Raw genomic sequence first — 26,005 nt, forward strand, 5'->3', positions numbered from 1 at the left:
GGAATAAGGCTCTTATGACAATGAATCTCAATAATCAGCATTTCCAGAAAGTCCAGAGGGGCATAAGGCCAAAATTTGGCCGAATCGAAATCTTCGGCTGATATGATTTACGGGACACGCTCCTATGGCCTGGATCTCGCCTTTTTGATTGACAGAGCCTGTCACGGCAATGTCCTGCCGTATAGGAACACCGGATAAACTGGAGAGCAATGCATAGATCTCTGTGGAAGAGGCGCTGTCGCCTTCCACTCCGCTGTAAGACTGTTCAAAGGCAATGCTTGCGCTCACAGACAAGGGTTTATCCTGGGCATATTTCTTCCGCAGATACCCGCTCAAGACCAAAACGCCCTTGTTGTGGATATTACCGGACATATCTGCTTCACGCTCAATATTGATTATACCTTCCCGGCCCATGGAAGTGGATGCAGTAATTCTGGAAGGCTTTCCGAACATATAGTCGCCAAGATCATAAACGGCCAGGCCGTTGACTTGACCCACTACCTCGCCTTCCACGTCAATCATGAGGGTGCCGCGATCAATCATCTCCTGTATATGCTTCTCAATCTTGTTTGAGCGGTAAACCCTGGTCTCTATAGCCTTATCAACGTGTCTGTCCCGGACCTCGGCCTGACCGTCTTGAGCTGCCCAATAGTCTGCCTCCCGGATAAGATCCGCAATCTGCGGAAAGCTGGTGGAGATCTTCTCCTGCCAGCCCGACATGCGTACGGACTCCTCCAGCAAGGCAGCTACTGCTGTCCTGTCAAAGGGCTTGAGTTTTTCATCCCCGGTCTTCATCTTGATAAACTCTGCAAATTTGCTGATTGTATCATCCGTCTTGTCCATAGTTGTTTCAAAGTCAGCCCGGACCTTGAAGATTTTTGCAACGTCATGATCGTAGTAATGGAGCATTTGATAAAGATGGGGCTCTGCCAAAACGATTACCTTGATGTCCATCTCGATGGGCTCGGGCTTTAGACCTGATGTTGTGAAGAGGTAAAAGGGATCGTATGTCTGGATCTCCATTTTCTTGGTCGTTAGCGCCCGCTTAAGCGCCGGCCAAACCCCCGGCTCCATTATGGCATCCATGAGATTTAACACCAGATAGCCTCCGTTGGCCTTAATAAAAGAACCGGACTTGATCTTGCTGAAATCCGTCCTCCAAACGCCGCTGCGATCCACTATACGTTCGATGCTCCCGAACAGGTTGCGATACGTGGGGTAAGATTCAATAATGACGGGAGGTCCCTTTTGCCCGGAATTATCCACCAGCAGATTGATCTGATAAGACGCAAAGGGATCTCCTGCGGGGAACATGAGCAGACCCGGCCCTGTCTGCTGATCCCGTTTCAGAAAAAAACGCAGGTTCTCGGACATGTCCTCAATCACGGCCTGAAAATACTTATTAACTGAATCATTTTTATACTTATCAATTAACGGGTCGATTTGCTTAGATACCAGTTCATTGAACATCAACCTGTCAATCTGCCTTCCTTTTTCCTCAATCTCTTTTTGCAGGGCCCTGATCTCAAGAAATATCTGGTCGATCTCATGCCTGAGTTTATCGTACCTTTTTCTGATCTCTTCATACTCCTGTCTGGGAAATCTTCCCTTTTCAACCCTTGCCTCAAGTTCGAGAATGGGTACAGGCTCTCCGTCAACGATAGGCATAAGCTCAGGCCTTGTCTGTTGGCCGATCTGGAGATTGACAAGGGCGAATCCTGCTTCTTTTACCTTTTTTTCCAGGCCCATGAAAAAATTTCTGGTCTTTTTCTCATAGGTCTCCATGATCTCTTTTTTGCGGCTGATATAATCCTGGCTTTCGAAAAGCCCGGGTACCTCTGTCTTCAAGGTTTCAATCAGTTCGTGCAAATCCCTTTTGAGTTCGATGCCCAGCCCGGGCTTTAGACTGAGGAGTATTGGTGCCTCGGGATTCTTGAAATTGTTTACATAGCACAGGTCATTCGGCACCGTCTTATCTGTTGAGACCTCTTCAAGGACCTTTTTTACCGCTGCCATTCTGCCAGACCGTGGTAGCCCGGTGACAAATACATTGTAACCGGCCTTATCCATTCCCATGCCGAATCGCAGGGCCTCAACCCCCCTTTTCTGGCCGATAATTCCTTTAAGTGGTTTCAGGTCCTCAGTCGTCTTAAAGGCCAAAGTGGCCGGATCAAGGCTCCACCTGAGATTTTTTGCAGGGACTTCAAAGGATTTTTGTTTAGCCATTATGTCCTCCTGAAAGGCTGCTTCTCAAAAAGAAACTCTTCTGTTCTATTTCTTAAGGATTTTTACAGGTAGAGAAACAGGGGACCTGTATTTAGGCAGAACGATCTCCAAAACTCCTTCTTTGTAACTTGCACGGATATTTTCAATCTTAACTCTGGAAGGCAGCCTAACTCTGCTGGAGAAAGACCTGCTGCGCTTAATTTCGTCTTTTTTATTGGATATTTTCTCTCTTTTTTCTCCCCTGATAATCAATTGATCATCAATGACAGAAACATCCAAATCCTCAGGATCCAGGTCCGGAAGGTTTGCCCTGACCACAAAGCCATCCTTTTTCTCGACAATATCCACCAATGGTTCTTCTCTGAGCAAATCCATGAATTTACTTATACCAAAATCGCGACACATGTGGTCGTAAAGAAAGTCTATGTCCCGTCTTAATTTCTTGATCTCTTGATTCGTCCACAAAGTTAATCCAGACATGGCGACCTCCTTAATGGTTAGGCATCTTTATAAAATTAACACAAAATGTCTCGGAAGAGAACGCTTACTATGCAGACCTTTTTTCTTAACCCGGCTCAGGCAGATTCTCGTGCTTGATGGCTTTGCTCTAATCGGGTCCGGCTTCTTTGTTGATTTCCAGCCTGTCTTATGATACAGTTATGTATCAAAACTAAATATGAGACACTCTGAAATTTCCTGAGAGCACTGCAAAGATTTCAAGTATTCAGCCTGTTTTACCTGTGTAAATATTTGGTTGAACCCGTGGTCCACGTAACCGTTCACGGGAGGGGATATTTCTTTTTCACTTCACACTTCAGCCCCCTGTTTTCTTAAGGTCTTTGACATGGGGGATGTCCTGCCCCCTCTGCATTCGCCTTACGCTGCGCTTAAGGCGATGCAGTTTCCCCCACAGCAAAAGCCGAGAAAACTACGGGGGCTTTCCGTTAAACTGCTCAAAGAAATATCCCCTGCCAGTGAACGGTTGCCATCCGTGCCCTGCCGCAGGAGCGGTTTACCTTTTGCAGGGTTTCGATCGCGGGCCGGATTGCACTGCCTCTCCGGTCTGCGATGGGTGAGCTTTGAAACCCGGAAAAAGGTAACCGCTTCAAGGCAGGATATAACGGGTTCATAAGAATATTTACCGTATAGGTATTGACATCTTAAAGTCATCAAATCACTGCGAGGAGGTTGTTTATGGAAAAACAGGCCTTGATTGACAAGTTGAACAGGGATCTTGCCGATGAGCATGCGGCCATCATACGCTATCTGGTTCACGGCTATATGGAAGGAGAAGATACACCTTTGGGTGCGAGCCTTATTTCCATTTCCAGGGAGGAGATGTGGCATTTTCACTGGCTGGGGATGATCATAGGCAAATTGGGAGGAGAGCCCAATTTTACACCAGCACTATATCCTTACGATCCAACCAACCGGGCAACTATTCTCAGGTCTTACATCGAATATGAGGAGAGGTTGATCCCTCACTACAATGGAGAAGCGGAAAAGACGGATGATCCCCATATCAGGCGAGCACTTGAGAGAGAGGCCTGGGAATCGGCCATCCACGCCAGAAAGTTCCGGAGGAAACTGGACAAGTTGAGCTCTGAGGAGGCAGCAGGCCTTCCCGGGGGAGAGACAAGGTTGCCCGGGGAACTGCTGGACAGGTTGCAGGCAGAGGTCACAAGCAAGTATACAGAGATGCTGCAACATCTCCGCACTTCCTGGCTCTTCCAAAAAGATGGAACCATGGGCTGGAAGATCATGGATCAGGCCATGGAAAAGATGAAACAGCTCGCTCACTTTGCTGAAGATATTGCGGAAGATGGTATTGCCCCGAAATTAAAACCTGGCGAGATAGACAGGAGCAATGCCATTGGACAGGCCTTGAAAAAGGCATTGGAGGATGTCCGGACAGCCAGGGAGCGCCACCTGAAGTTAAGGGAAGACAGCGAAGTCAGGAAGCATTCGGGCCTTGTCATCAACCTAGACCTCACAGTCCAGCAGGAGGAATATCAAGGAGCAGAAATCGAGGGCTGGTTGCAAAAGTAAATATCATAACCGGGTGAAACCTGCATTCTATTGCGGCAGGATATATTTACATGGTGAACGGCTATTTATTTTCTATAACCGGAAACCAATGTATACTCTCAATAGAATTTTGAGATAAATCCCCTTTCAGCCGATCAGCTTGTTATGTCATATCAATACAAAAATATGCAATTGACAAAAAACTGCGTTGTCGGGATCAAAAAAATTGATCAGGCGGGACACGGTAGCTCATGCTTGCTGTAGCGAAAAGCGGGGTTGTTATAGGGATAAAGGCCTTTCCTGTAGAGATTGAGATAGATGTTTCGCCAGGGCTACCTTCTTTCAATATGGTCGGACTCCCGGAAGGAGCGGTTAAAGAAAGCAGGGAAAGGGTCAAAAGCGCTATTAAGAATTGTGGCTATCCATTTCCTACCCAGAGGATTACTGTAAACCTCGCACCTGCAGACATGAAAAAGGAAGGGTCGGCCCTGGATTTACCAATAGCCTGCGCCATTCTGTGCGCCACAGAGATAATTCCGCAGGAAGCGCTCAGTAAATACTGTATTGCGGGAGAATTGTCCCTTGACGGCACACTGAAGTCTTCAAGGGCCATGCTTCCTATTTCTCTGGCTGCCAGGAACTGGAACCTTAACGGATTCATAGTTCCAAAAGCAAATGCCCCAGAGGCCGCTGTAGTAAGGGAAACTTCCGTACATCCAGCAAATCATCTTTCAGAGGTAGTGGATTTTTTGCTGGCCAACACAAAGATCGAACCGTTGCACATTGATCTCAATAAATTATTTAAGGAATATAAATCCCCATACGGTGACTTTCAAGATGTAATCGGCCAGGAACATGCAAAAAGGGCCTTAGAGGTAGCTGCGGCCGGCGGTCACAATGTGCTTATGACAGGTCCGCCCGGATCTGGAAAAACGATGTTGGCTAAACGCATTCCATCTATCCTGCCATCGCTCACTTTTGAAGAGGCCCTTGAGACAACGACTATATACAGCGTGGCAGGGCTTTTGCCTTCAGAAGAGCCGCTAATTACTTCAAGACCTTTTTGTTCACCCCATCACACTATCTCGGATGCCGGATTAATTGGCGGAGGAACAGTGCCGAGGCCGGGCCAGGTGAGCCTCGCCCACAACGGCGTACTCTTCCTGGATGAATTACCGGAATTCAAAAAGAATGTCCTGGAAAGCCTCAGGCAACCCATCGAAGATGGAGTCGTTACCATTTCAAGAGCATCTATTACACTCTCTTTTCCGGCAAGATTTACCCTTGTAGCTGCACAGAATCCCTGTCCTTGTGGACATTTGGGAGATTCAAGACACAAGTGCTCATGTCTTCCGGGTCAGATAATTCGTTACCGCAACCGGATATCAGGACCATTGCTGGACCGGATAGATATTCAAATCGAAGTTCCTGCCGTACCTTACTCGGAACTCGGCCAGGCAAGGCGCGGTGAGAGCTCGGCAACAATCAAAAAGAGGGTGGTCAGGGCCAGAAAAATACAGGAACAGAGATTCAAAAAACTTTCAATTCACTGTAATTCCCAAATGTCTTCAAAGGAGCTAAGGTTTTTATGTAAATTATCCAAAGAAAACAGATCGTTTCTGGAGACCGTGGCAAACAAGCTGGCCTTGAGCGCTCGGGCCTTTCACAGGATAATAAAAATAGGAAGGACTATCGCAGACCTTGATGAATCAACAGAAATAACCATGGCTCACCTGTCCGAGGCCGTACAATACAGGAGTCTTGATCGTGAAAACATATAAATTTAGTTTAATCCTGATAAGCCACGGAGAAACTGGATTCTTTAAGTAGTTCATTTTTGTTAAAATGTTTGATCTTGTACTCGTTGGCACCGTACACCTTGATCCGGAGGGCAGAAAGAGTCTTTATAAAACAATTGAAAGGTTCAGCCCGGGTGTTTTAACCATAGAAATAAGCAGTTTTTCCGTCAGATACCGTCTGTCCAACCAGGATGGGTGGCTGCATCGTCTTAAAGACCTGACATGCAGGCTTCCTGAAGAAAGAAGGTCTCACGCGGGCCTGAAGCTTCTTAATCTCCAGCTTCGCCTGCCCTTTGAATGGGATACGGCCTATAGATACAGTAAGATCCATAATATTCCTTGTCTTTCGATTGACAGCGGCGACCTTGCTCGAAAAGAACTACCTTTGTGGAAAAACAGACTTCTCTCGATGGAAAACCTCATAAAAATTACGGATGGTCCGGACTTTGATCTGGATGACCACTTTAAAAATTGTTACTCCCAGGCAAAAATCTTACTCAAAGACCCTTATGATTCAGTAAAATCCTTGAGCTGCCTTTCGCATCTTTCTGACAGGTCCTGGATAGAAAGAGAAAAAACTCTCGAAAACAGGATCAGGAGAATCCATAAAAACGGTTTGTTAAATGCGGGATATTCGAAGACAAAAACAGACCACGTACATATTTGCGGCTGGATGCACTTGCTGACCGGGTATAAATGGAGAACCATGGCCGACTTGTTGTCGGATTTGACTCCGGTGCGCGTGCTGTTGAATAGAACAAAAAACGGGGAGCCTGACCACCTGATGGTTTGATTTCTCCTTATGTAATTGGTATATGGCATAACTTTATACGATTCGGCCGATCGAACGCTTTGGAGTTGCCATCCGTGCCTTGCCGCAGAAGCGGTTTGTCTTTTGGAAATCCCGGTAAGGAAGTCTATATGTTAGAGATAAAATTTATCAGAGAAAATAAAAAATTGGTCAATAAGGCCCTTAAAGCCCGTGGTAATAATATGACTGTTGAGTCTCTTCTTGAGGTCGATTCCAAAAGAAGGAGATTGGTTCGAGAGGTAGAAGTCCTCAGGAATCTCAGAAATCAGGTATCAGAACAGATAGGAAGACAGAAAAAAGAAGGGGGGAATGCTGCTGAACTTATAACACAGATGAAAGAAGTCTCTTTCAGGATTAAAGAACTAGATAACCTCCGTAGAGAAAAAGAAATATCTCTCAAAAAACATCTTTTTTCAATACCCAATATACCCCATACCTCTGTTCCGATTGGCAGAGACGAGACAGAAAATCCGGTTATAAGGACCTGGGGAGATATATCCGAATTCGAATTCGATCCGGTTCCACACTGGGAGTTGGGAGAAAGGCTGGGTATTTTGGATTTTGAGAGGGCTGCAAAGATAACGGGTACGAGGTTTGCGGTATACTACGGGACAGGAGCAAGACTTGAAATGGCATTAATTAATTTTATGCTGGATCTGCACCGTAATTCTCATGGCTATACAGAAATACTTCCACCATTCATTGTAAATGATAAATCCCTCATCGGTACAGGCCAACTACCCAAGTTTGCTGACGACCTGTTTAAACTTGAAAGCCGGAACTATTATCTTATACCGACCGCGGAAGTACCCCTCACTAACCTGCATCGCGATGAAATACTCGATGAGGAATTATTGCCGATCAAATATATGGCATATACACCCTGTTTTCGATCAGAGGCGGGATCATATGGTAAAGACACCAGAGGAATAGTGAGACAACACCAGTTTAATAAGGTAGAGTTGGTTAAATTCTGTAAACCGGAAGACTCTTATAGTGAGTTGGAGTTATTACTCTTAGACGCTGAAGAAGTCCTTAAAAAACTCAATCTCCCGTTCAGGACTATCGAGTTGTGTACCGGAGATCTCGGTTTTTCAGCTTCAAAGACTTATGATATAGAGGTGTGGCTCCCTGGGCAAAACAGGTTTTGTGAAGTGTCTTCATGCAGTAATTTTGAGGCCTTCCAGGCAAGGCGAGCAAATATACGTTATCGACCCAAAGGACAGACAAGCACTAGGTTGTTACATACCTTAAACGGTTCAGGGTTGGCAGTGGGCAGGACGTTTGTAGCCATACTTGAAAATTACCAACAGGAAGATGGAAGTGTCATGATTCCTGATGCCCTGATTAAATATATGTGCGGTGTGAAAAGGATAACTAGACAATAATAGTAACCGTTCAGAGGTTCGGGGTTATCCGTGGATTACTTTCTAATCAGAAAGAATTGATTTTATCTGTTCAAAATGTTCCACGTGAAACATAGCTTTTAACTTATTGTTTTTATAGGCAATTAATGGAATTCCAGCTCTATAAGCGACTATTTCATCTATAACAGAGTCTCCTATATAAACGGTTCGATCTTTCTCGACTCCTAATATATCTAATATCTTAAACATACCTTCTGGATCGGGTTTAGGACTACTCACATCAAGGGCGCAAACAACTATATCAAACCACCTGTCCAGGCCAAATATCTTAATAATCTTTGACATTGTTGTGCTGCGATTCGTGAACACGGCAGTCAATAATGGAGGTCTGACAGACCTTATTGCGTCTTCTATGCCGGGCTCCATTGTCAAATAATCAAGAAAATAAGTATAATCTAATGTCCGGGCATAAATTAGTGCATCCTTCTGTATTGCAATGTCATCTTTAAACAAGTATTCAACAGATTCCTCTGCTGTATGCATATGTACAAAAGAAAGTTCTTTATCATTCATTAATCTACGTCCAAATCGCTCAAGTATTGTATTATAATAAGCCCTGTTTGCCTCCCTGGAATCCAGGATCACACCATCACAATCAAATATGACCAAATCAAAACGACCCATTTCTCTCAAAGCCTTTTCTTGATATTCTTTAATAAAAAACCTTTTAAAGCCAGATTAAAGGAAACATCTTTCCCTTGTATCATAACCTTGTGAGACTCTCCCATCCCCTGTGGTAGTAATAGCATTTTTACCGCGGCCAATTCCGGAGAAAATGGATCAACCTCACCGCCATAAAGCTCTTTAAAGGTCTCTTCAAAATCAAGACTGGCTAAAAAAGCCCACTGAGGAGCATAACCCATGGTGCTAAAACCGACATCCTCTCCCCATCTATGTAAATCGCTAAAGTTAACATGGGCTGTCAAATCCTGTTCCCCAGGCCTATCATACAATTCCTCGCTTACACGGTGATTTTTATAAGCCAGCAGCGTACCTCTATTTCTTGCCGGATGAAAATATTCTTTTTTTGTATATCCATAATCTATTGTAACCACAAATCCCCTGGACATTATACCGGATATCTCCGAAATCCATGTCTTAATGCCAAGATTTACTTCCGTACGGTAACCATCAGGAATATCAAAAGGAAATTCCTTTACATATTCAATTAATTGGATATTACTCAGCTCTCCCGGGACCTCCGCACAATTATACCCGTCTTTAAAATCTAAATATATTTCCTTGAAACCTGAAGATTCTTTCTGAATAAGATGGACGGGAAAGGCATCTAAAAGTTCGTTTGAAATAAGACAACCTTTCACGGAATTTAAATCCGAAAGTCTTTTTACCCAACTTATTTTATTAATAAATGGTTTTAAAATTTCTTTTTGATACAAAGCTGTCTCGGATTTATGCTCTACTATTATATAATTAATAAATTGGAAAATTTCCCTGCCTGACAAAAACGACAGTATATCTTTTGCAAGATAACCCGCCCCGGCTCCCATTTCTATAATAGTAAACATCCCGCGGCCCAATATGTTCCAGAATTCTTCTATCTGTCTCGCGTGTAATGCACCATAAATACGGTGTGTGTGTGGACTTGTAATAAAATCTCCTTTTTTCCCGATAGGGATATATGACCTGGAATAATATCCATATCTCTCATAATAAAGGGCCATCTCCATGAAATCCTTGAATGTTATCGGCCCGCTTTTTTTTATTTTATCATAGATGATTTTGACTAATTCGTTGGAAAAATCCTTCATTTTATGGTAACCTTCAAGATATTATTTTTAAGTAAATATTCGGTGAACCCGTTATATCCTGCCTTGAAGCGGTTTGCCTTTTTTCGGGTTTCAAAGCTTACTCATTGCAGACCGAAAGAGGCAGTGTAATCCGGCCCGCGGTTGAAACCCTGCAAAAGGCAAACCGCTCCTGCGGCAGGGCACGGATGGCAATTTCCACGGTGGACCACGGGTTCACCGAATATTTACATTTTTAATACTGCTTATAAAGCATTTTTATCAGATATGCAAAGTACTGTTAATTCTTTGTTAAAAAATTGTTAGCTCTTAAATTATATATATTTTTTAATATATAATCCAAAACTATTTAAATATTATATCAACTATTGATTTGATATAATATCAATTAGTTAAAAACTTTTTAACTAAAATAACAATATCTATTATTTCTTACTTAAATTTTAAGGAATTAGTAATTATGATTAAATTTTCAGTCAAAAAAACAGATTTTTTAATTCCTCTTTCAAATATTCAGACTATTATAGATAAAAAATCTACAATGACTATTATTAATAATATACTTATTTATACAAAAGAAGATAGTCTATTTATTGAAGCTACTGATTTAGAAGTAAGTTACAAAAGTAAAATTCCATCTTCTATTATAGAGCAAGGAGCTATTACTATTAATGCACGAAAATTCTATGAAATAGTCAAAGAATTTCCATCAGAAACGATATATTTCGAAGAAGATGAAAATTCATGGTTAAAAATTGGGGCTGATGGAAAAACCGAATACAAAATCGGAGGATTATCTCCTGATAATTTTCCCAGGTTTAAACATATAGACAGCAAAAATATAATTGATTTAGAAGTTTCAATTATAAAGGAAATGATCGAAAAGACTATATTTTCTTCATCTTACGATGATCGTAAATACAGTCTTTCAGGAATATTTTTTGAGGAAGAACATAATCAAAAAGGATCTAAAATACGCATGGTGAGTTCAGACGGTCACAGACTGAGTCTTATGGAAAAATATATTCCTGAAAAAGGACTAAATCTTGAGTCAGGTATTATTATTCCCAGAAAAGGGGCACAAGAAATAAGAAAAATTATAGAAGGTCACGAAAGAATGTTTTGGGGTATTGATAATAATTTTTGTTTTGTTATATGTGGTAATGACATTCTGGTTATAAGAATTATTGATGGAAAATTTCCAGACTACCGAAATATAATACCTGAAAGTAAAAATCGTTATTTAATTTTTGATAGATTGGAAATGTTTAATGCATTAAAACGTATATCAATTCTTTCTTCAGATACTACTTTCAGAGGAGTCAAAGCCAAAATTAAACCAAAATTAATTGAAATAGAGTCACTATATAAGGAAATTGGAGAAGCAAAGGAAGTTATTAATATAGATTATAATGCAGATCCATTTGAAATTGCTTTTAATGCAAAATATTTTATGGATGCCTTATATGTAATGGATTCAAACAAGATAGAATTAACAATTAATAATACGGAATCTCCATGTTTAATTAGAGGTAATAAAGATATAGGATTTTTAGCATTAATTATGCCTATGAATCTTGTAGAAGAAAAAAATAATTGAAAGTATGCTACTATGAAAAATAAAGATAAAATTGAACAAGCTTATATTTCTAAACAAATAAAAGTACTTTCCGGATTAACAGCAGTACGTAAAAGACCTGCTATGTATATTGGAAATACATCAATAGAAGGTCTTCATCATTTGGTTTATGAGGTAGTAGATAATAGTATTGACGAAACCTTGGTTGGATTCTGTACATTTATTAAAGTTATAATAAAAGAAGACGGATGTATTGTAGTTGAGGATAATGGTCGGGGAATACCTGTAGATATACATCCAAGCGAAGGAATACCGGGTCTTGAGTTGATAATGACACGTTTGCACGCTGGTGGTAAATTTGATCACCAGATCTACAAGGTCTCCGGAGGTCTTCATGGAGTTGGTGTATCAGTGGTTAATGCCCTATCTGAATTCTTAGAAGCAGAAGTTTACAGGGATGGAAATATTTATAGACAGAGTTATAGAAGAGGAGAACCAGTGGGTCCGATAGAATCTCTGGGATCTACTAAAAAGAGAGGTACCAAGATAACTTTTAAGCCTGACAGTCAAATTTTTAAAGAAACAACAGAATTTCAATATGATGTACTTCAGGCCAGGATGAGGGAATTAGCTTTTCTAAATCCTTCTGTAAAAATTTATCTGGAAGATGAGAAGACAGGAAGAAGTAAAGAATATCATTATAAAGGAGGAATTATTTCTTTCCTGGAATATCTTAATAAGAATAAAGAATTAATTCATGAAAAACCTGTCTATATTTATGGTGAGCGAAATCAGATAAAAATTGAGATAGCTTTTCAATATAATCAGACTTATTCTGAGAGGATATTAAGTTATGTAAATAATATACGTACCAAAGAAGGCGGCACCCATGTAGTCGGATTTAGATCTGCTCTTACAAAATGTATCAATAAATATACTAGTGATGAAGTTGTTCCTAAAAAATTAAAAGAAAGACTGGAAGGTGAAGATGTAAGAGAAGGGCTTACATGTGTTATATCAATCAAGGTTCCAAATCCTCAGTTTGAAGGTCAGACAAAAACAAAGTTAGGAAACAGTGAAGTAAGGTCAATTGTAGCATCAATGGTTTATGAGAAATTTTCAACATATCTTGAAGAAAATCCTTATGTGGCCAAAAAAATACTTACTAAGGTAGTGGAGGCTGCAAGGGCAAGAGAAGCCGCCAGAAAGGCAAAAGAGCTTACAAGAAAAAAAGGCGGCCAGGATATGTTTTTGGCCGGGAAATTAGCTGAGTGCCAGGAAAAAGATCCTGAAAAGAGAGAAATATTTATAGTCGAGGGTGATTCCGCAGGCGGTAGCGCAAAACAAGGGAGAGACAGGCGGTTTCAGGCAATCCTGCCTCTTCGAGGGAAGATTATGAATGTGGAAAAGGCAAGATTTGACAAGATGCTCGCCAGCGAAGAGATACGCAATCTTATTTCCTCTATCGGTACTGGTATAGGCGCTGATGAGTTTGATCCGTCAAAGGTAAGATATCATAAGATTATTATTATGACAGATGCCGATGTAGACGGTGCTCATATAAGGACCCTTTTACTGACATTTTTTTACCGTCAGATGATGGCGCTTGTGGAAAAGGGTATGCTTTATGTTGCTCAACCGCCCTTATACAGGATTGTCTTAGGGAAAAAAAAGGAGTTTTTCTTTAAAGATGAGGCAGAACTCGACAATTATCTATTTGAAAGATCAATAAAAAATATGGCTTTAAGGATTGAAAATAATGGATATATTCTTAAAGAAGAAAGACTTAAGATGTTACTGAAAAATGTGGTCTCTTATGAAAATACCTTGGAAGCGGTGGCCAGAAAGGGTTTATGGAGGAAACTAATTCAGGATTTAATGGTTTTGGGTGTTAGTAGTCCGGATCAGTTTTATAAAGAATCCTTTGTAACAGGTCTGGCGAAGAATCTTTTAAAAAAAGGGTATAAAGTAGGAAAGGTCAAGGCCTCAGGGTCTGAAATTTCAGGCTATGAATTCAATGTCGGGATGGAGGATTTCGCCTATTTAGCCGGCAAGGTCGGACCTGATTTTGTACAGCAGGCGGAATTCCGTCGTCTCTTAAAGGCTTATAAAAAAATAGAATTGTTTGTCGATAAATCCATCGAGGTCTGGTATGAGAATAAGCCTGTAAAGACAGTAGATAACTTGAGTGATATCTTAGAATTTTTCAGAAATGAAGGAAAAAAAGGAATTTCTATCCAGAGATACAAAGGTTTGGGTGAAATGAACCCCGTCCAGCTATGGGATACAACAATGAACCCGGAAAAGCGGACGTTGCTTGAGGTAACCATAAACGACGCAGATGAAGCGGAAAGCCTGTTTACTACCCTTATGGGTGAAAAGATCGAACCGCGCAGGGAATTTATTCAGACCCATGCACTCGAGGTCAGGGAGTTGGATATATAACTTATTAGGTTATTGAGGAGATATATTTTGATGGAGTGTCAGAAAGAGGAAAACCTCAAAAGGTGTAACTGCACATATGAACCGTGTCCAAAAAAAGGTGTTTGTTGCGAGTGTATACGCCATCACCTAAAAATGCGCCAACTCCCAGCCTGCTGCTTTCCAGCTGAGGCAGAGCGTACTTATGACCGAAGCTTTGAGCTGTTCGCAAGGCTTGTACAGGAAGGGGTTATATAATCTCGCTTACCAATAAGCTGCCAGGGCACCTCGGTTCGCTCTTTCAGCTGATTTTTTGCATCCACCCAGACCAAGATGCTTTTGCCTCCAACTATTTCGTCTTCAGAATACATACTATATGATGCTATAATAATCAGGTCGCCGGGCGATCCTTTTCTGGCAGCAGCCCCGTTCAGACATATAGATCCCGATCTCCTATCTCCCTCTATAACATATGTCTCAAACCTGTTACCATTTGAAATATTATAGACCTTTATATGCTCAAACGGGAGAAGGTCGGCAGCGTCCATTAAGACACGGTCTATAGTAAGACTTCCTTCATAATCGAGATTTACCTCGGTGACCGTGGCCTTATGGATCTTTGATCTTAACATTGATCGTAACATAATCTTTAACGTCCCTCTCGGGATGGTTGAAATCCTTTCGGAGTCGCCATCCGTGCTTTGTGCCTTGAAACGGTTTGCCTTTTGCAAGGTTTCAGCCGCGGGCCGGATTGCACCGCCTCTCCGGTCTGTAATGAGTAAGATTTGAAACCCGGAAAAAGGTAACCGTTTCAAGGCAGGATATAACGGGTTCACCGAATATTTATGTTTTGTAATTTAATTTACTCATTACTGTTTAGCAAGGTGTTGTCGATCAGACGGGTTTTCCCAACCCATACCGCCAAAGCGAGGAGGGTTTCGCCAACAATATCTTGTTTCTGTTTCAGTGTCTTGGGGTCTCCAAGAAAAACATAATCAATCTTTGTTTTGTTATAAGATTGGATGTGTTTTCTGACAGCCCTGACGACTTCCGGGCCGGATCTGCAGCCTCTGGCCACCATTTCCTCAGCCAGCCTGAGGGCCTGAAAAAGGGAAAGGGCTGATTCGCGCTCCCTGGTATTAAGATATATGTTGCGGGAGCTCATGGCCAGACCGTCGGGTTCCCTGACGACAGGATGGGCTATTACATTGACCGGTATGTTCAGGTCAGATACCATGCGGCGAATGACCTGGAGTTGTTGAAAGTCCTTCTGGCCGAATATTGCTATGTCTGGCTGCACAATAATGAGGAGTTTGGCAACTATCGTGGCTACACCGCGGAAGTGTTCAGGTCTTGAGGCGCCACAAAGACCCTGACTCAGGCCTTCGACCCTGATCCATGTCTGGAAACCGGATGGGTACATATCCCTGGCATCCGGACAAAACAGGCAGTCAACTCCTTCGTCTTCAGCCAGCCCTGCATCCCGCTCAAAATCCCTTGGATATCGGTTCAGGTCTTCATTGGGGCCGAACTGGGCAGGGTTTACAAACAGGCTTACCACAATACGGTCAACCTTGCTTCCAGCCGCTCTCATCAGGGCAAGGTGGCCTTCATGGAAAAAGCCCATAGTGGGAACCAGGGCAACAGACAACCCCCTCCCCTTCCAGTTGAGAACGATTTTCCTTATATCGGATATGGAGCTGGTAATTTTCATTTAACAAAGGTTACCGCTGATCATTTCTTAAAACAGGTAAGCTTACCGGCAATCTTCATTTACAGAACACATACCATCTTCTTTTTCAAAAAAGTCCGGCAGGTTTCCATCCAATAGTGGTATTTCCCGGAAGCATTTGTTTTGAATATAGTTTATGATATTCTGTTCACCGCTAATAAAGGTCAGTCCATCATGATCTTTGGCAATCAGTACGGGAATGCTTTCAATACCTAATATTTTCAGGGCGGCAGTATTTATTTCGGGCAGATATTTTTCATTAGGTCTTAATCCGGGAAGCAGGTCAGTATTTATTTTTTTTGTTGGATTGAAGTGAAATTCGCATCGCGTGCATCCTTTCAGCACCTCTATAACCTTGTGGCAGTGAGGACAGTCCTCTGAAAAGATCAGATAGAGTTGTTTCACCGGATCCGAGCATCTCCTTACGGCATATGTCCCGTTGTCCAGGGTGAGTCCGCGCAGCCGGTCTTCCGCGGATTCAAATCTCAACAGAGAAAACACAAACAACTGTACCACAATTATTGTCAACCCCAGTGTTAATTGTCGAAAACCCATCAAGAAGTTCAATATTACGACCAAAAAAAAGATGAGCAGGCAGTAAGAGCAGAACGTGCGGGCAATAAAGACCTGGTATCCCAGTAATATCCCTTCGGCTGCAAGACCGGAAACAAGCAGGGTGCGGAGCAGGGGCTCCATGCCAGATCTGCCCTTTGCTATTATGGCCGTACAGAATACGGTAAAGAAATATACACAACCTAATAGATTGAAATAAAAGGGTGAAATAATGGTCAGACCTTCTATAACCTTACACCCTTCATCAACGCAGAAGACCTCTCCCTTGATTATTATCAGCAGCGCCTGGGCAATTATGACAACACAGGCAAAGAAAGACAGGTATATCAGCCTCTGGAGTGATCCGTGCTTCATAGACATCCTGATATTCCTATATGATGCGAGGGAGGACTTTGTTGACCAATCTGTTAGTGACAATCCTGGTCTAAAAGGATAAAATTGTTGTTAGTACTCAGATTAACTTAATAACCCATGAAAACCATCTTGAAAACCCTTTGTGCCATCATTAGAGTTCTTTCATGACCATAAAAGATCAAGCAAAACAAGGCATAATATCCCAACTTATTGAGCGCTGCGCCCTGGACGAGAACCTGGATCCCAAGATTCTGGTTCAGGCCGTTGGGGCAGGTGAAGTGGTTATACCGCATAACAGGCATGTGCATCTTAGCCGTCCCATGGCAATAGGAAAAGGTATTTCCACCAAAGTTAATGCAAATATAGGCACTTCAAAGGATCATCCTGAGCTGAAACCCGAACTGGAGAAGCTCAAAGTGGCCCTGGATGCCGGAGCTCACACGATAATGGATCTCTCCACAGGAGGCCCGATAAAGGAAATACGCCAGGCTATCAGGGACGCCTGTCCCGTACCTCTGGGCACAGTTCCCATATATCAAGCTGCTGTTGAGACAGTGGAGCGGCGAAAGCGTTCGATATGCGAAATGGAGGTAGACGACCTGTTGAGAGTAATTGAGGAGCATGGCCAGGAGGGGGTGGATTTCGTGACAATTCACTGTGGCCTGACACTCAAGGCTATGGAGCACCTCCGGTTGAGGGAGCGCGTAATGGGGGTGGTCAGCAGGGGAGGTTCCTTTATCCTGGAGTGGATGACATACAACCAGAAGGAAAACCCACTCTTTGAGCGTTTTGATGATATCCTGGCAATAGCTCGGGAGCACGAACTCACATTGAGCCTTGGTGACGGTCTTAGGCCGGGGTGCCTGATGGATGCAACAGACGGTGCACAGGTGCATGAGTTGATAGTCTTGGGAGAGCTTACAGTGAGGGCATGGGATGCGGGTGTACAGGTGATAATTGAAGGGCCCGGCCACATGTCAATGGACCAGATACCGGCCAACATCCTTCTGGAAAAGAAGCTCTGTCACGGAGCCCCCTTTTATGTACTTGGTCCCCTGGCAACAGATATCGCCCCCGGGTATGATCATATTACCAGTGCCATCGGCGGGGCCATTGCAGCAGCAGCCGGGGCTGACTTTCTCTGTTACGTGACTCCTGCCGAACACCTGAAGCTACCGTCACTGGAAGATGTGAAAGAAGGGGTGATCGCCTCCCTTATTGCGGCTCACGCGGCTGATATAGTAAAGGAAGTTCCCGGTGCCATAGAAAAAGATCGAATGATGGCCGAGGCCAGGCGCCACCTTGATTGGAAGACACAGATAGAGCTTTCCATAGATCCTGAAAAGGCCCGCCTCTATCGTGAAGAAGGCGGAGAATACCATGGACCGACCTGCACGATGTGCGGGGAATACTGCGCGATCAAGACCTACCAAAGGGCTATGAGAAGAGGCCGTAATGCCCTAAAGGGCAATGAGAGGAAATGAATCCGGGCCCAGTACTTACCGTTGCCGGTTCCGACTCTGGCGGTGGCGCCGGTCTTCAACAAGACCTGAAGGTCTTTACGGTTCTCGGAACCTATGGCTCAAGCGTTGTTACCGCAATTACTGTTCAGAATACCCTGGGAGTTCAGGCGGTTGAGCCTGTAGATCCGGATTTTGTGGTGAAGCAGCTCAATGCCGTACTTGAAGATATTCGCCCGGTAGCCGTCAAGACCGGTATGCTGGCTACTGCAGAAATTGTGGAGACCGTTGCGGATCGTCTGGGTCGATACGCCAACAAGGGTGCCGTAATAGTGGTGGACCCCGTCATGATTTCCAAGAGCGGGCATAGACTCCTGGATCAAGACGCCGTAGATGTCTTAAAGAATAAACTCCTTCCTGTTGCGGACGTATTTACACCCAATATTCCGGAGGCTGAAGCCCTTCTCGGCCGGCGTATTCAGACTCCGGAAGATATGCGATTTGCCGCCGCTGATCTCCTCGAGCTTGCGGATTGCCCTTCTGTCGTTCTGAAAGGAGGGCATCTCCATGCCCATGATCCAGTGGATATTCTGGCCTATAAAGAAGGTGTTGTTGAAATAACAGGCAACCGTATTTCCACAACACGACACACCCATGGAACCGGATGTACTTTTTCTGCCGCACTTTTAGTATTTCTGGCTCGTGGGTTGGGAATGGAAAAGGCCGTCCGCAAGGCCAAGGAATTTGTGACCCAGGCAATCAGGGGAGCAGTGCCTGTGGGCAAAGGAATAAGCCCAACCAATCCTTTGAGTATGATCGAAAACGATATTGCTCGTTACCCTGTAATCGAGGCCCTTGAGAAGGCATGGAAGCACCTGTTGTCATTTCCTTGTCGCCCTCTGGTCCCAGAGGTCCAAATAAATCTTGGTTATGCCCTTCCGTGGGCAAGCTCTGTGCAGGATGTGGCTGCTTTTCCGGGGAGAATCGTGGCCCTGGAAGAAGGTGTGGCCAGGATAAGGGGTCCGGCCTATGGGGCATCAAGTCATGTGGCCAGGATAATATTGACCGCGATGGGTCATGATCGTACATGCAGGTCTGCCATGAATATCCGCTATGATCCCGGATATCTTAAACGGGCACAGGACCTCGGTTACTTAATGGCCGGGTTCTCCAGAAAGGATGAACCTATAGAAGTAAAAGCCAGGGAGGGTTCTACCCTGGTATGGGGGGTAAGAAGGGCCATTGAAGGAGCTGGTATGGTACCTGACATCATACATGATTCAGGGGATATAGGAAAAGAGCCGATAATTCGAATCCTGGGACATGATCCTTTGGAGGCGGTGGACAAGGCCTTGAGATTGGCTGGTTTTTTGTAGTTTTTATACGGGCGGGGCCCCTTCCTTATACTTGCCATATTGTCGACACCGGGTGCGCTCCGAATTTTGTTTCAGGTCAGATGATCGCGGAGGCATCAAGCCTCACTGGAAGAAAACATATGAAAAGAATTGAAAGCTGTATGACATGCTGCGGGCCGGAGTTGGCGAACATATTAAAAATAGCGGTAAGGGCTGCCCTAAAGGCCGGAAAGGCCTTAAGGGAATTATACGACAAGCCTCACCAGGTAAGCCATAAGGGTGATATAGACCTTGTTACTGAAGCCGACATGTCCTCAGAGAGAACTATATTTGCCGTGTTGCACAAGGCCCGACTCAATGCCGAAATCCTTACCGAAGAATCACACCCTGTCTATAACGAGATCCCGACCGGTCCGGTCTGGATCATTGATCCCCTTGACGGCACAACTAATTTTGTCCATGGTTTTCCATGGTTTGCCGTATCCATTGCCTATGCCGAAGGGGACAGAAATCGGGTAGGAGTCATATATTGCCCTATGCAAAACGAACTCTTTTGCGGATGTGTCGATGGCGGGGCCTGGCTCAACGGCAAGCCCATAAGTGTATCAAGGGTCCGGGTCTTAGATGAATCCCTCCTGGCAACAGGCTTTCCCTATGATGTCCGCCAGAAACCCTCTGAAGTCATGGATCTGCTTGAGGCGGTCTTGACCCGGGCACAGGGGATCCGCCGGGCAGGGGCGGCTGCCCTGGACCTGGCCTATGTGGCCTGCGGGCGGCTGGACGGCTTCTGGGAGATTAAACTCAAGCCCTGGGATACAGCCGCAGGCCAACTACTGCTGGAAGAAGCCGGAGGTAAAATATCAGACCTTCGGGGCGGCACCTATTCTCCGTTTATTCCTGAAATATTGGCAACTAACGGCCTGATCCATGAAGAATTGCTATCCGTGATCAAGGCCGTGCCAGACCATATCTGATAGCTCTTTTAACTCTCTGTTAGTTTGTAAACATCCAATCATAATCTCGCTTCATCCCTGCCAAATTTCTGGTTTCAAATCCCAAGCTTCAAGCTGTGAACGGCTACGATAAAATATTTATTCCAGAAAGGTATTGCATTCCAAAGCAGCATAATTATATTAGCACTCGTCGCTGGTGAGTGCTAATAAATATAGGATGGCCATCCTCTTAATTATTAATTAATTGTCGGCAAAAGGCATATACAGGCACTCTTTAAGGACTTATACAGGTCGCTCACCTATCTGCCCCGGGTTGGTTGGCGGCTTATTATTTTAATAACTTATTCTGAATAATTTTATAGCAAAAAGGAGAACAGGTGTTATGAAAATTCGTCCTCTGCACGACCGCATTTTGGTAAAACGCTTACAGGAAGAAGAGAAGAGCAAGGGTGGAATCATCATCCCCGACACCGCAAAGGAAAAACCGGCCGAGGGAAGGGTAATCTCTGCCGGAAACGGCAAGATCCTTGAAAACGGCGAGATCAAACCCCTGGATGTAAAGGAGGGAGACCGCATCCTGTTCGGAAAATACTCAGGCACGGAAGTAAAGGTCGGAGGAGAAGAGTACCTTATAATGAGGGAAGACGACGTCCTTGGTATCATCGAAGAATAGTTGTTGCAATTTATCGCTCACAATAACCGAATAATGGAGGTTAAGTAACAATGTCAGCCAAAGAAATCAAGTATAACATAAAGGCCAGAGAGGCCATGTTAGCAGGCATAGACTCCCTGTCCAATGCAGTCAAGGTCACACTTGGCCCCAAGGGCCGCAACGTCATTATCGAGAAATCCTTCGGCTCTCCTGTCATCACAAAGGATGGCGTTACAGTGGCCAAGGAAATCGAGCTTGAGAACAAGTTTGAAAACATGGGGGCACAGATGGTAAAGGAGGTGGCCTCCAAGACCAGTGACGTTGCCGGAGACGGTACCACCACCGCCACCATACTCGCCCAGGCCATATATACAGAAGGCTCAAAGCTTGTGGCTGCCGGAGTTAATCCCATGGCACTCAAGAGGGGAATTGACAAGGCAGTCGATACTATCGTAGAAGAGCTCAAAAAAATAAGCAAGCCCACCAAAGACCAGAAGGAGATCGCCCAGGTAGGTACGATATCCGCAAACAATGACCTTACCATTGGCAACATTATCGCCGAGGCCATGGATAAGGTCGGCAAGGAAGGGGTCATTACTGTAGAAGAGGCCAAGGCCATGGAGACCTCGCTTGACGTGGTGGAAGGCATGCAGTTTGACCGCGGTTACAGCTCTCCCTATTTTGCAACTGACCCCGAGAAAATGGAGTGCGTGCTGGAAGATCCCTATATCCTGATCCACGAGAAAAAGATCAGCAACATGAAAGACCTTCTGCCGATCCTTGAACAAATCGCAAAGATGGGCAAACCCCTCATGATCATATCCGAGGATGTTGAGGGCGAAGCCCTGGCTACACTGGTAGTAAACAAGCTCAGGGGGACCCTCCAGGTCTGCGCAGTGAAGGCCCCGGGTTTCGGTGACAGGCGCAAGGCCATGATGGAGGATATCGCCATCCTGACAGGAGGCAATATGGTAGCAGAAGACCTGGGCATCAAGCTCGAAAACGTATCTGTCAATGACCTCGGATCGGCAAAGAGGGTTGTAGTCGACAAAGACAGCACCACCATTATTGACGGCGCAGGCTCCAAGGACAAGATCGAGGGCCGCGTGAGGCAGATCCGCACACAGATCGACGAAACAACCTCTGACTATGACCGGGAAAAGCTGCAGGAGCGCCTGGCCAAACTCATCGGCGGAGTGGCTGTCATTAACGTCGGCGCAGCCACTGAGACCGAGATGAAGGAAAAGAAGGCAAGGGTGGAAGATGCCCTTAACGCCACCAGGGCTGCGGTGGAAGAGGGAATAATCCCCGGCGGCGGTACTGCCTACCTGCGTTGCATGGATGCACTGAAAGATCTCAAGATAGATGACGAAGACGAAAAGCACGGGGTCAACATCGTCAACAGGGCCCTTGAGGAGCCTCTCCGGCAGATTGCCTGCAATGCAGGGCATGAAGGTTCCGTTGTTGTTGAACACGTCAAGTCCAAGACCGGAAACACCGGCTTCAATGCCGAAAAGGGAGAATATGAAGACCTTATGCAGTCCGGAATCATTGACCCGACAAAGGTCGCCCGCATAGCGCTTCAAAATGCAGCCAGCGTCTCCGCTCTGCTCATTACCACAGAGGCCATGGTCGCCGAGATTCCCAAGGAGGAGCCGGCAGGAGGAGGCATGCCTCACGGCGGAATGCCCTCAGGCGCCATGATGTGAGATGAACAACAGGCCGCTGGACTATAATATCCGGCGACATTAAGTCATAAAAGCCCTTCTTGTTTAACAGAAGGGCTTTTTTTATTGCCTTTGCAAAGTCCGGTTTCATGGCGTTGACTGTTTTTAAATTTAGAGTCTATCGCCCATACCCCGAGCAGGGAATACACATATGGCTTTTGCCCACCACGCGCAGGTAAACCTTGGACACCAGTTCTCCGCAATTATCGCAGGGAACCAGGCCCATGATTTCACCGAAATCATCACCCCAAGGATAATCATCAACCGAACCGATTATCAGTACCTCGTCTTCCGGTGCGTCCCATACAATGTCAGCCATCTCCCAGGCTTCTTCTTCGGGTATTTTTGTCGGTGGAATGCCCTGGCCACGCTTGCGCATGAAAGCTGATTCGGCAATCGCTTTGTGACGCCCCGGCTTATAAGAAACGCGGACGGCCCTTTCCTTTTTTTTATCGATCAAGGTCAAGGCCAGCTTGCCCCAACCCGCTTTTTCAATGTTGCCCTTGCCGAGTGTACATCCTGTGGCGTACTGGACACCGTCGGCAAAACACTGGGCACCGTGGTTCTCGCCGATTTCCAGAATGCAGTGCAATTCTCCCGATGTCCCGGTACGGCTGACACCCAATTGCCGCAGGGCGGCAAGGCCGGCCCGTACGCCGACGGCGCTGGCCCAACAAACGTGGCCATGAAAGAGAAACGCCTCTTTAAGAATACTCTTATCCATTTTCTGAGTCCTCCTTCAGGTCGGCCTTTTTTATAGCTCAGGACGAATACTCAGATCTTTCAGGCTGAGCTGAGACATGATCCTCTTTCACAGGAATGCTGCCGCATATCTCAGCCACGGTTACATCCAGGCGATCCCTCAATGTCTTGATCTCCTGATCATCTTCGTGCCACTCCTCCACCAGTCCCATGAGTTGCCTTACCATGGGCGGAGCATCATCTTCAGTAAGCACGTAATCCATTCGGAGCCCTCTGCGCTCAGACTCAACAAAACCCGCATCTTCCAGCACTCGCAGATGGCGTGAGACCGTGGGCTGGGCAAGACCCAGAACGCTGGTCAGCTCACATACACAAGAGGTACGATGCTGGAGAAGCTTAAGGATCTTTAACCTAGTCGGATCGGCAATGGCCTTGAGATACCTGGATGTCTTTTTCATCAATTTATTCATAATAAGTTATATAGCTATATATCTATATATTGTCAAGAGAAAATGAATCGTGACAGATGCTGAGACCCGGGGATAAGCCGTCTGAAAAAGAGGAGTGAAAAAAGGCGCCACAGCAGCCAAGCGAGGTAGTCTGTGAAGAAGGCCTATTCATGCCTTCGGCAGGTATAAAATGGTTATATGACCTTGTCAGGCTATGAGTATACAGCCAAACTGTTTCAAAAGGAACAAGAACCTTCTTCTGTTTTATCTTTTCCTATTCATCTACTTAAACGCCATATATCCCATCCAGAAGGCGATAAGAATCAGCAGATAGCCAAAGTATTTTTTATGACGCTTTTTATCGATCTTTACGCCGAGTCTCGCGCCGATCTGGGAGCCCGCAAGGACTGCTGCCCCCAAGGTCAAAGCAAGCTTCAGATCAAGGTGTCCGACTAGGGTATGTCCTAAAAGGCCTGTAAGTGCGGTAATGCCGATCATCAGGCTTGATGAGCCCACCGCAATCTTCATGGGCACACCGCCCAGGAGAACGAGAGCAGGCACCTTTACCAGGCCGCCGCCGACACCGAGCATACCGGCCACAAAGCCTGCGAGAATCATCATCGGGATAATGATCAGGAGATTCAACGAGTATGATTCGCTTCCAAAATTACGTCTTAGGCAGAACCAGTGCTCGTTTTTATCTGCTGACTCGATTTGCCTGTCTTTTATCGGCCTTATCATAAAATATGCGCCGATAAGGATAATGCAGGCAAAGGCAAGTTTGGAAAATGCAGCGGGGAAATAAGGCGAAAGGTATCCGCCTAAAAATGCCCCCAGGTTTGTCGGGGGCTCCACAATAAAGACAAGCGACCAGTCCAAAAGTCCGGCCTTCTGGAACACGATCAGGGCGGAGATCGTGGCCGCGAGAATCAACACCTGGCTTGTGGCGGCACACCTGTAGAGAGGAAGGCCGAAGGCAAGAAGCATGGGGACATAAACCGCTCCGCCCCCCTGGCCGAACATCATAAATACAATTGAAACCAGGAAAAAAACGCAGAATAATACTATGATCTGTTCAAATCCGAATGCCAACCTAATCCCCATAACCCGAGCATGAGATGCAGACCAGGGACCCATCGCCCTTACATGACGAGAGAATTTTGGTCTCTCAGGATCCGGAATCACTCAACAATAAAGCTTGCATATCCAACGACCTGTCTGTAGTCTCCTGTCACATCGCCTGATGTGGCGTATCGAATGAGTTCAGCGGAACTTGCTCCCAGGGCCAGGGAGGCCGCCAGAGTTATGGTAGTCGGTATTACTCCGCACATCGATATATTATGGCCTCTTACGGTTTCCAAAAGACCCTGGGGATCCAAAGCCAGGATCTTATCAATGGCCAGGCGGTCTTTGGCCTCGGCCTGCTCCCGGGATTCATAATGAGTCATATCGGTGCTGGCGACCAGCAATACAGGTCTTCCTGCCCGTCTCACCGCCTCTGCTATTGCAGAGCCTATCTCCTTACATACAGAAAAAGACAGGTCCTTAAGACAAACAGGAACTATGCTCAAATTGGACTGGCGGTATTGCAGGAATGGTATCTGGACTTCCAGTGAATGTTCATACGTATGTGCCAGTGCATCATCTTCAAGATAATCGGAGAGTTCGACAATCCTGGCTGCAAGGTCTTCCGAGATAGGGACGGTGCCCATAGGCATGGACCATGCCCCACTGGTCATCACTGCTGCCGGAGATCCAACTCCTGTATGGCTCGGACCCAAAATGACAACGGTTTCAGGCACCTCTGCCTGGGCATACGCTGCTCCGGCCACGGCTCCGGAATACATATAACCGGCATGAGGTGCAACTATAGCCTTTGCCGGTCTTGCTTCCCTTGCAGGACCTATTAATTTGCTGAGCTCATAATGAAGCCTGGTGGGATTTCCATCATAAAACTGGTCGGCTACTGCAGGTTGGCGTACCATGGTTTA

General features: G+C 45.2%; 23 protein-coding genes. 12 read left to right on the forward strand and 11 right to left on the reverse strand.

Going from position 1 to position 26,005, the window contains the following annotated elements; translation table 11 throughout:
- Positions 1 to 27: 27 nt before the first annotated feature.
- Complete coding sequence (locus C4B57_06995) at positions 28 to 2,226, reverse strand: ATP-dependent protease (GenBank protein PXF54401.1); 2,199 nt, start codon at positions 2,224 to 2,226, stop codon at positions 28 to 30.
- Between the two features lie 45 nt (positions 2,227 to 2,271).
- The gene (locus C4B57_07000) at positions 2,272 to 2,706 is read right to left on the reverse strand and encodes a hypothetical protein (GenBank protein PXF54402.1); all 435 of its coding nucleotides are present in this window, start codon (positions 2,704 to 2,706) and stop codon (positions 2,272 to 2,274) included.
- A gap of 714 nt (positions 2,707 to 3,420) precedes the next feature.
- On the opposite strand from C4B57_07000, the gene C4B57_07005 reads away from it, so the two are divergent.
- The 4 genes from C4B57_07005 to C4B57_07020 all read left to right on the forward strand — a co-directional run bounded on the left by C4B57_07005 (position 3,421) and on the right by C4B57_07020 (position 8,252).
- A complete protein-coding gene (locus C4B57_07005; protein PXF54403.1) occupies positions 3,421 to 4,275 on the forward strand; it encodes a hypothetical protein in 855 nt (284 codons plus the stop codon).
- 230 nt (positions 4,276 to 4,505) lie between these two features.
- Positions 4,506 to 6,035, forward strand: a complete 1,530-nt coding sequence (locus C4B57_07010) for an ATP-dependent protease (protein PXF54404.1) — start codon at positions 4,506 to 4,508, stop codon at positions 6,033 to 6,035.
- Positions 6,036 to 6,099: 64 nt separating this feature from the next.
- On the forward strand, positions 6,100 to 6,846 hold the full coding sequence (locus C4B57_07015; GenBank protein PXF54405.1) for a hypothetical protein: 747 nt from the start codon (positions 6,100 to 6,102) through the stop codon (positions 6,844 to 6,846).
- Between the two features lie 128 nt (positions 6,847 to 6,974).
- Positions 6,975 to 8,252, forward strand: coding sequence for a serine--tRNA ligase (locus C4B57_07020; protein ID PXF54406.1), 1,278 nt, complete (start codon positions 6,975 to 6,977; stop codon positions 8,250 to 8,252).
- A gap of 42 nt (positions 8,253 to 8,294) precedes the next feature.
- Here C4B57_07020 and C4B57_07025 read toward each other — a convergent pair whose 3' ends face one another.
- On the reverse strand, positions 8,295 to 8,915 hold the full coding sequence (locus C4B57_07025) for a beta-phosphoglucomutase (protein ID PXF54407.1): 621 nt from the start codon (positions 8,913 to 8,915) through the stop codon (positions 8,295 to 8,297).
- A gap of 5 nt (positions 8,916 to 8,920) precedes the next feature.
- Entirely contained in the window at positions 8,921 to 10,060 is a 1,140-nt protein-coding gene (locus C4B57_07030) for an SAM-dependent methyltransferase (GenBank protein PXF54408.1), read from the reverse strand.
- Positions 10,061 to 10,517: 457 nt separating this feature from the next.
- Here C4B57_07030 and dnaN point away from each other — a divergent pair, with 457 nt between their 5' ends.
- From dnaN to C4B57_07045, 3 genes are read left to right on the forward strand one after another with little or no spacing between them, the layout of a single operon-like run.
- Complete coding sequence (gene dnaN / locus C4B57_07035) at positions 10,518 to 11,657, forward strand: DNA polymerase III subunit beta (protein ID PXF54409.1); 1,140 nt, start codon at positions 10,518 to 10,520, stop codon at positions 11,655 to 11,657.
- A gap of 12 nt (positions 11,658 to 11,669) precedes the next feature.
- Positions 11,670 to 14,081 (forward strand): DNA topoisomerase (ATP-hydrolyzing) subunit B, encoded by a 2,412-nt coding sequence (gene gyrB, locus C4B57_07040; GenBank protein PXF54410.1) that lies wholly within the window; start codon positions 11,670 to 11,672, stop codon positions 14,079 to 14,081.
- A 30-nt stretch (positions 14,082 to 14,111) separates the two neighbouring features.
- Positions 14,112 to 14,315 (forward strand): cytosolic protein, encoded by a 204-nt coding sequence (locus tag C4B57_07045; GenBank protein PXF54411.1) that lies wholly within the window; start codon positions 14,112 to 14,114, stop codon positions 14,313 to 14,315.
- On the opposite strand, the gene C4B57_07050 is transcribed toward C4B57_07045, so the two are convergent.
- The 3 genes from C4B57_07050 to C4B57_07060 all read right to left on the reverse strand — a co-directional run bounded on the left by C4B57_07050 (position 14,261) and on the right by C4B57_07060 (position 16,716).
- Positions 14,261 to 14,701, reverse strand: a complete 441-nt coding sequence (locus C4B57_07050; protein PXF54471.1) for an aspartate 1-decarboxylase — start codon at positions 14,699 to 14,701, stop codon at positions 14,261 to 14,263. The two genes, C4B57_07045 and C4B57_07050, sit on opposite strands and share 55 nt — an antisense overlap.
- Before the next feature lie 218 nt (positions 14,702 to 14,919).
- Positions 14,920 to 15,771, reverse strand: a complete 852-nt coding sequence (locus tag C4B57_07055; GenBank protein PXF54412.1) for a pantoate--beta-alanine ligase — start codon at positions 15,769 to 15,771, stop codon at positions 14,920 to 14,922.
- A gap of 42 nt (positions 15,772 to 15,813) precedes the next feature.
- Entirely contained in the window at positions 15,814 to 16,716 is a 903-nt protein-coding gene (locus C4B57_07060) for a hypothetical protein (protein ID PXF54413.1), read from the reverse strand.
- 164 nt (positions 16,717 to 16,880) lie between these two features.
- Here C4B57_07060 and C4B57_07065 point away from each other — a divergent pair, with 164 nt between their 5' ends.
- The 5 genes from C4B57_07065 to groL all read left to right on the forward strand — a co-directional run bounded on the left by C4B57_07065 (position 16,881) and on the right by groL (position 22,845).
- Positions 16,881 to 18,200 (forward strand): phosphomethylpyrimidine synthase, encoded by a 1,320-nt coding sequence (locus C4B57_07065; GenBank protein ID PXF54414.1) that lies wholly within the window; start codon positions 16,881 to 16,883, stop codon positions 18,198 to 18,200.
- A complete protein-coding gene (gene thiD / locus C4B57_07070) occupies positions 18,197 to 19,552 on the forward strand; it encodes a bifunctional hydroxymethylpyrimidine kinase/phosphomethylpyrimidine kinase (protein PXF54415.1) in 1,356 nt (451 codons plus the stop codon). Before C4B57_07065 ends, thiD begins: the two co-directional genes overlap by 4 nt.
- A gap of 119 nt (positions 19,553 to 19,671) precedes the next feature.
- Positions 19,672 to 20,505 carry an inositol monophosphatase gene (locus C4B57_07075; GenBank protein PXF54416.1) on the forward strand — a complete coding sequence of 278 codons (834 nt, stop codon included), beginning with the start codon at positions 19,672 to 19,674 and terminating at the stop codon, positions 20,503 to 20,505.
- A 361-nt stretch (positions 20,506 to 20,866) separates the two neighbouring features.
- Positions 20,867 to 21,157 (forward strand): co-chaperone GroES, encoded by a 291-nt coding sequence (locus tag C4B57_07080; GenBank protein ID PXF54417.1) that lies wholly within the window; start codon positions 20,867 to 20,869, stop codon positions 21,155 to 21,157.
- A 50-nt stretch (positions 21,158 to 21,207) separates the two neighbouring features.
- Complete coding sequence (groL, locus tag C4B57_07085; GenBank protein PXF54418.1) at positions 21,208 to 22,845, forward strand: chaperonin GroEL; 1,638 nt, start codon at positions 21,208 to 21,210, stop codon at positions 22,843 to 22,845.
- Between the two features lie 136 nt (positions 22,846 to 22,981).
- On the opposite strand, the gene C4B57_07090 is transcribed toward groL, so the two are convergent.
- From C4B57_07090 to amrB, 4 genes are all read right to left on the reverse strand, one after another.
- Positions 22,982 to 23,587, reverse strand: a complete 606-nt coding sequence (locus tag C4B57_07090; GenBank protein ID PXF54419.1) for a hypothetical protein — start codon at positions 23,585 to 23,587, stop codon at positions 22,982 to 22,984.
- Between the two features lie 37 nt (positions 23,588 to 23,624).
- Positions 23,625 to 24,035 (reverse strand): transcriptional regulator, encoded by a 411-nt coding sequence (locus C4B57_07095; protein PXF54420.1) that lies wholly within the window; start codon positions 24,033 to 24,035, stop codon positions 23,625 to 23,627.
- Between the two features lie 261 nt (positions 24,036 to 24,296).
- Positions 24,297 to 25,199, reverse strand: coding sequence for a hypothetical protein (locus C4B57_07100; protein ID PXF54421.1), 903 nt, complete (start codon positions 25,197 to 25,199; stop codon positions 24,297 to 24,299).
- Entirely contained in the window at positions 25,196 to 25,999 is an 804-nt protein-coding gene (amrB, locus tag C4B57_07105; GenBank protein ID PXF54422.1) for an AmmeMemoRadiSam system protein B, read from the reverse strand. Before amrB ends, C4B57_07100 begins: the two co-directional genes overlap by 4 nt.
- Between the last annotated feature and the right edge of the window lie 6 nt (positions 26,000 to 26,005).

This window comes from Deltaproteobacteria bacterium (assembly GCA_003194485.1).
GTDB lineage: Bacteria > Desulfobacterota > Dissulfuribacteria > Dissulfuribacterales > UBA3076 > UBA3076.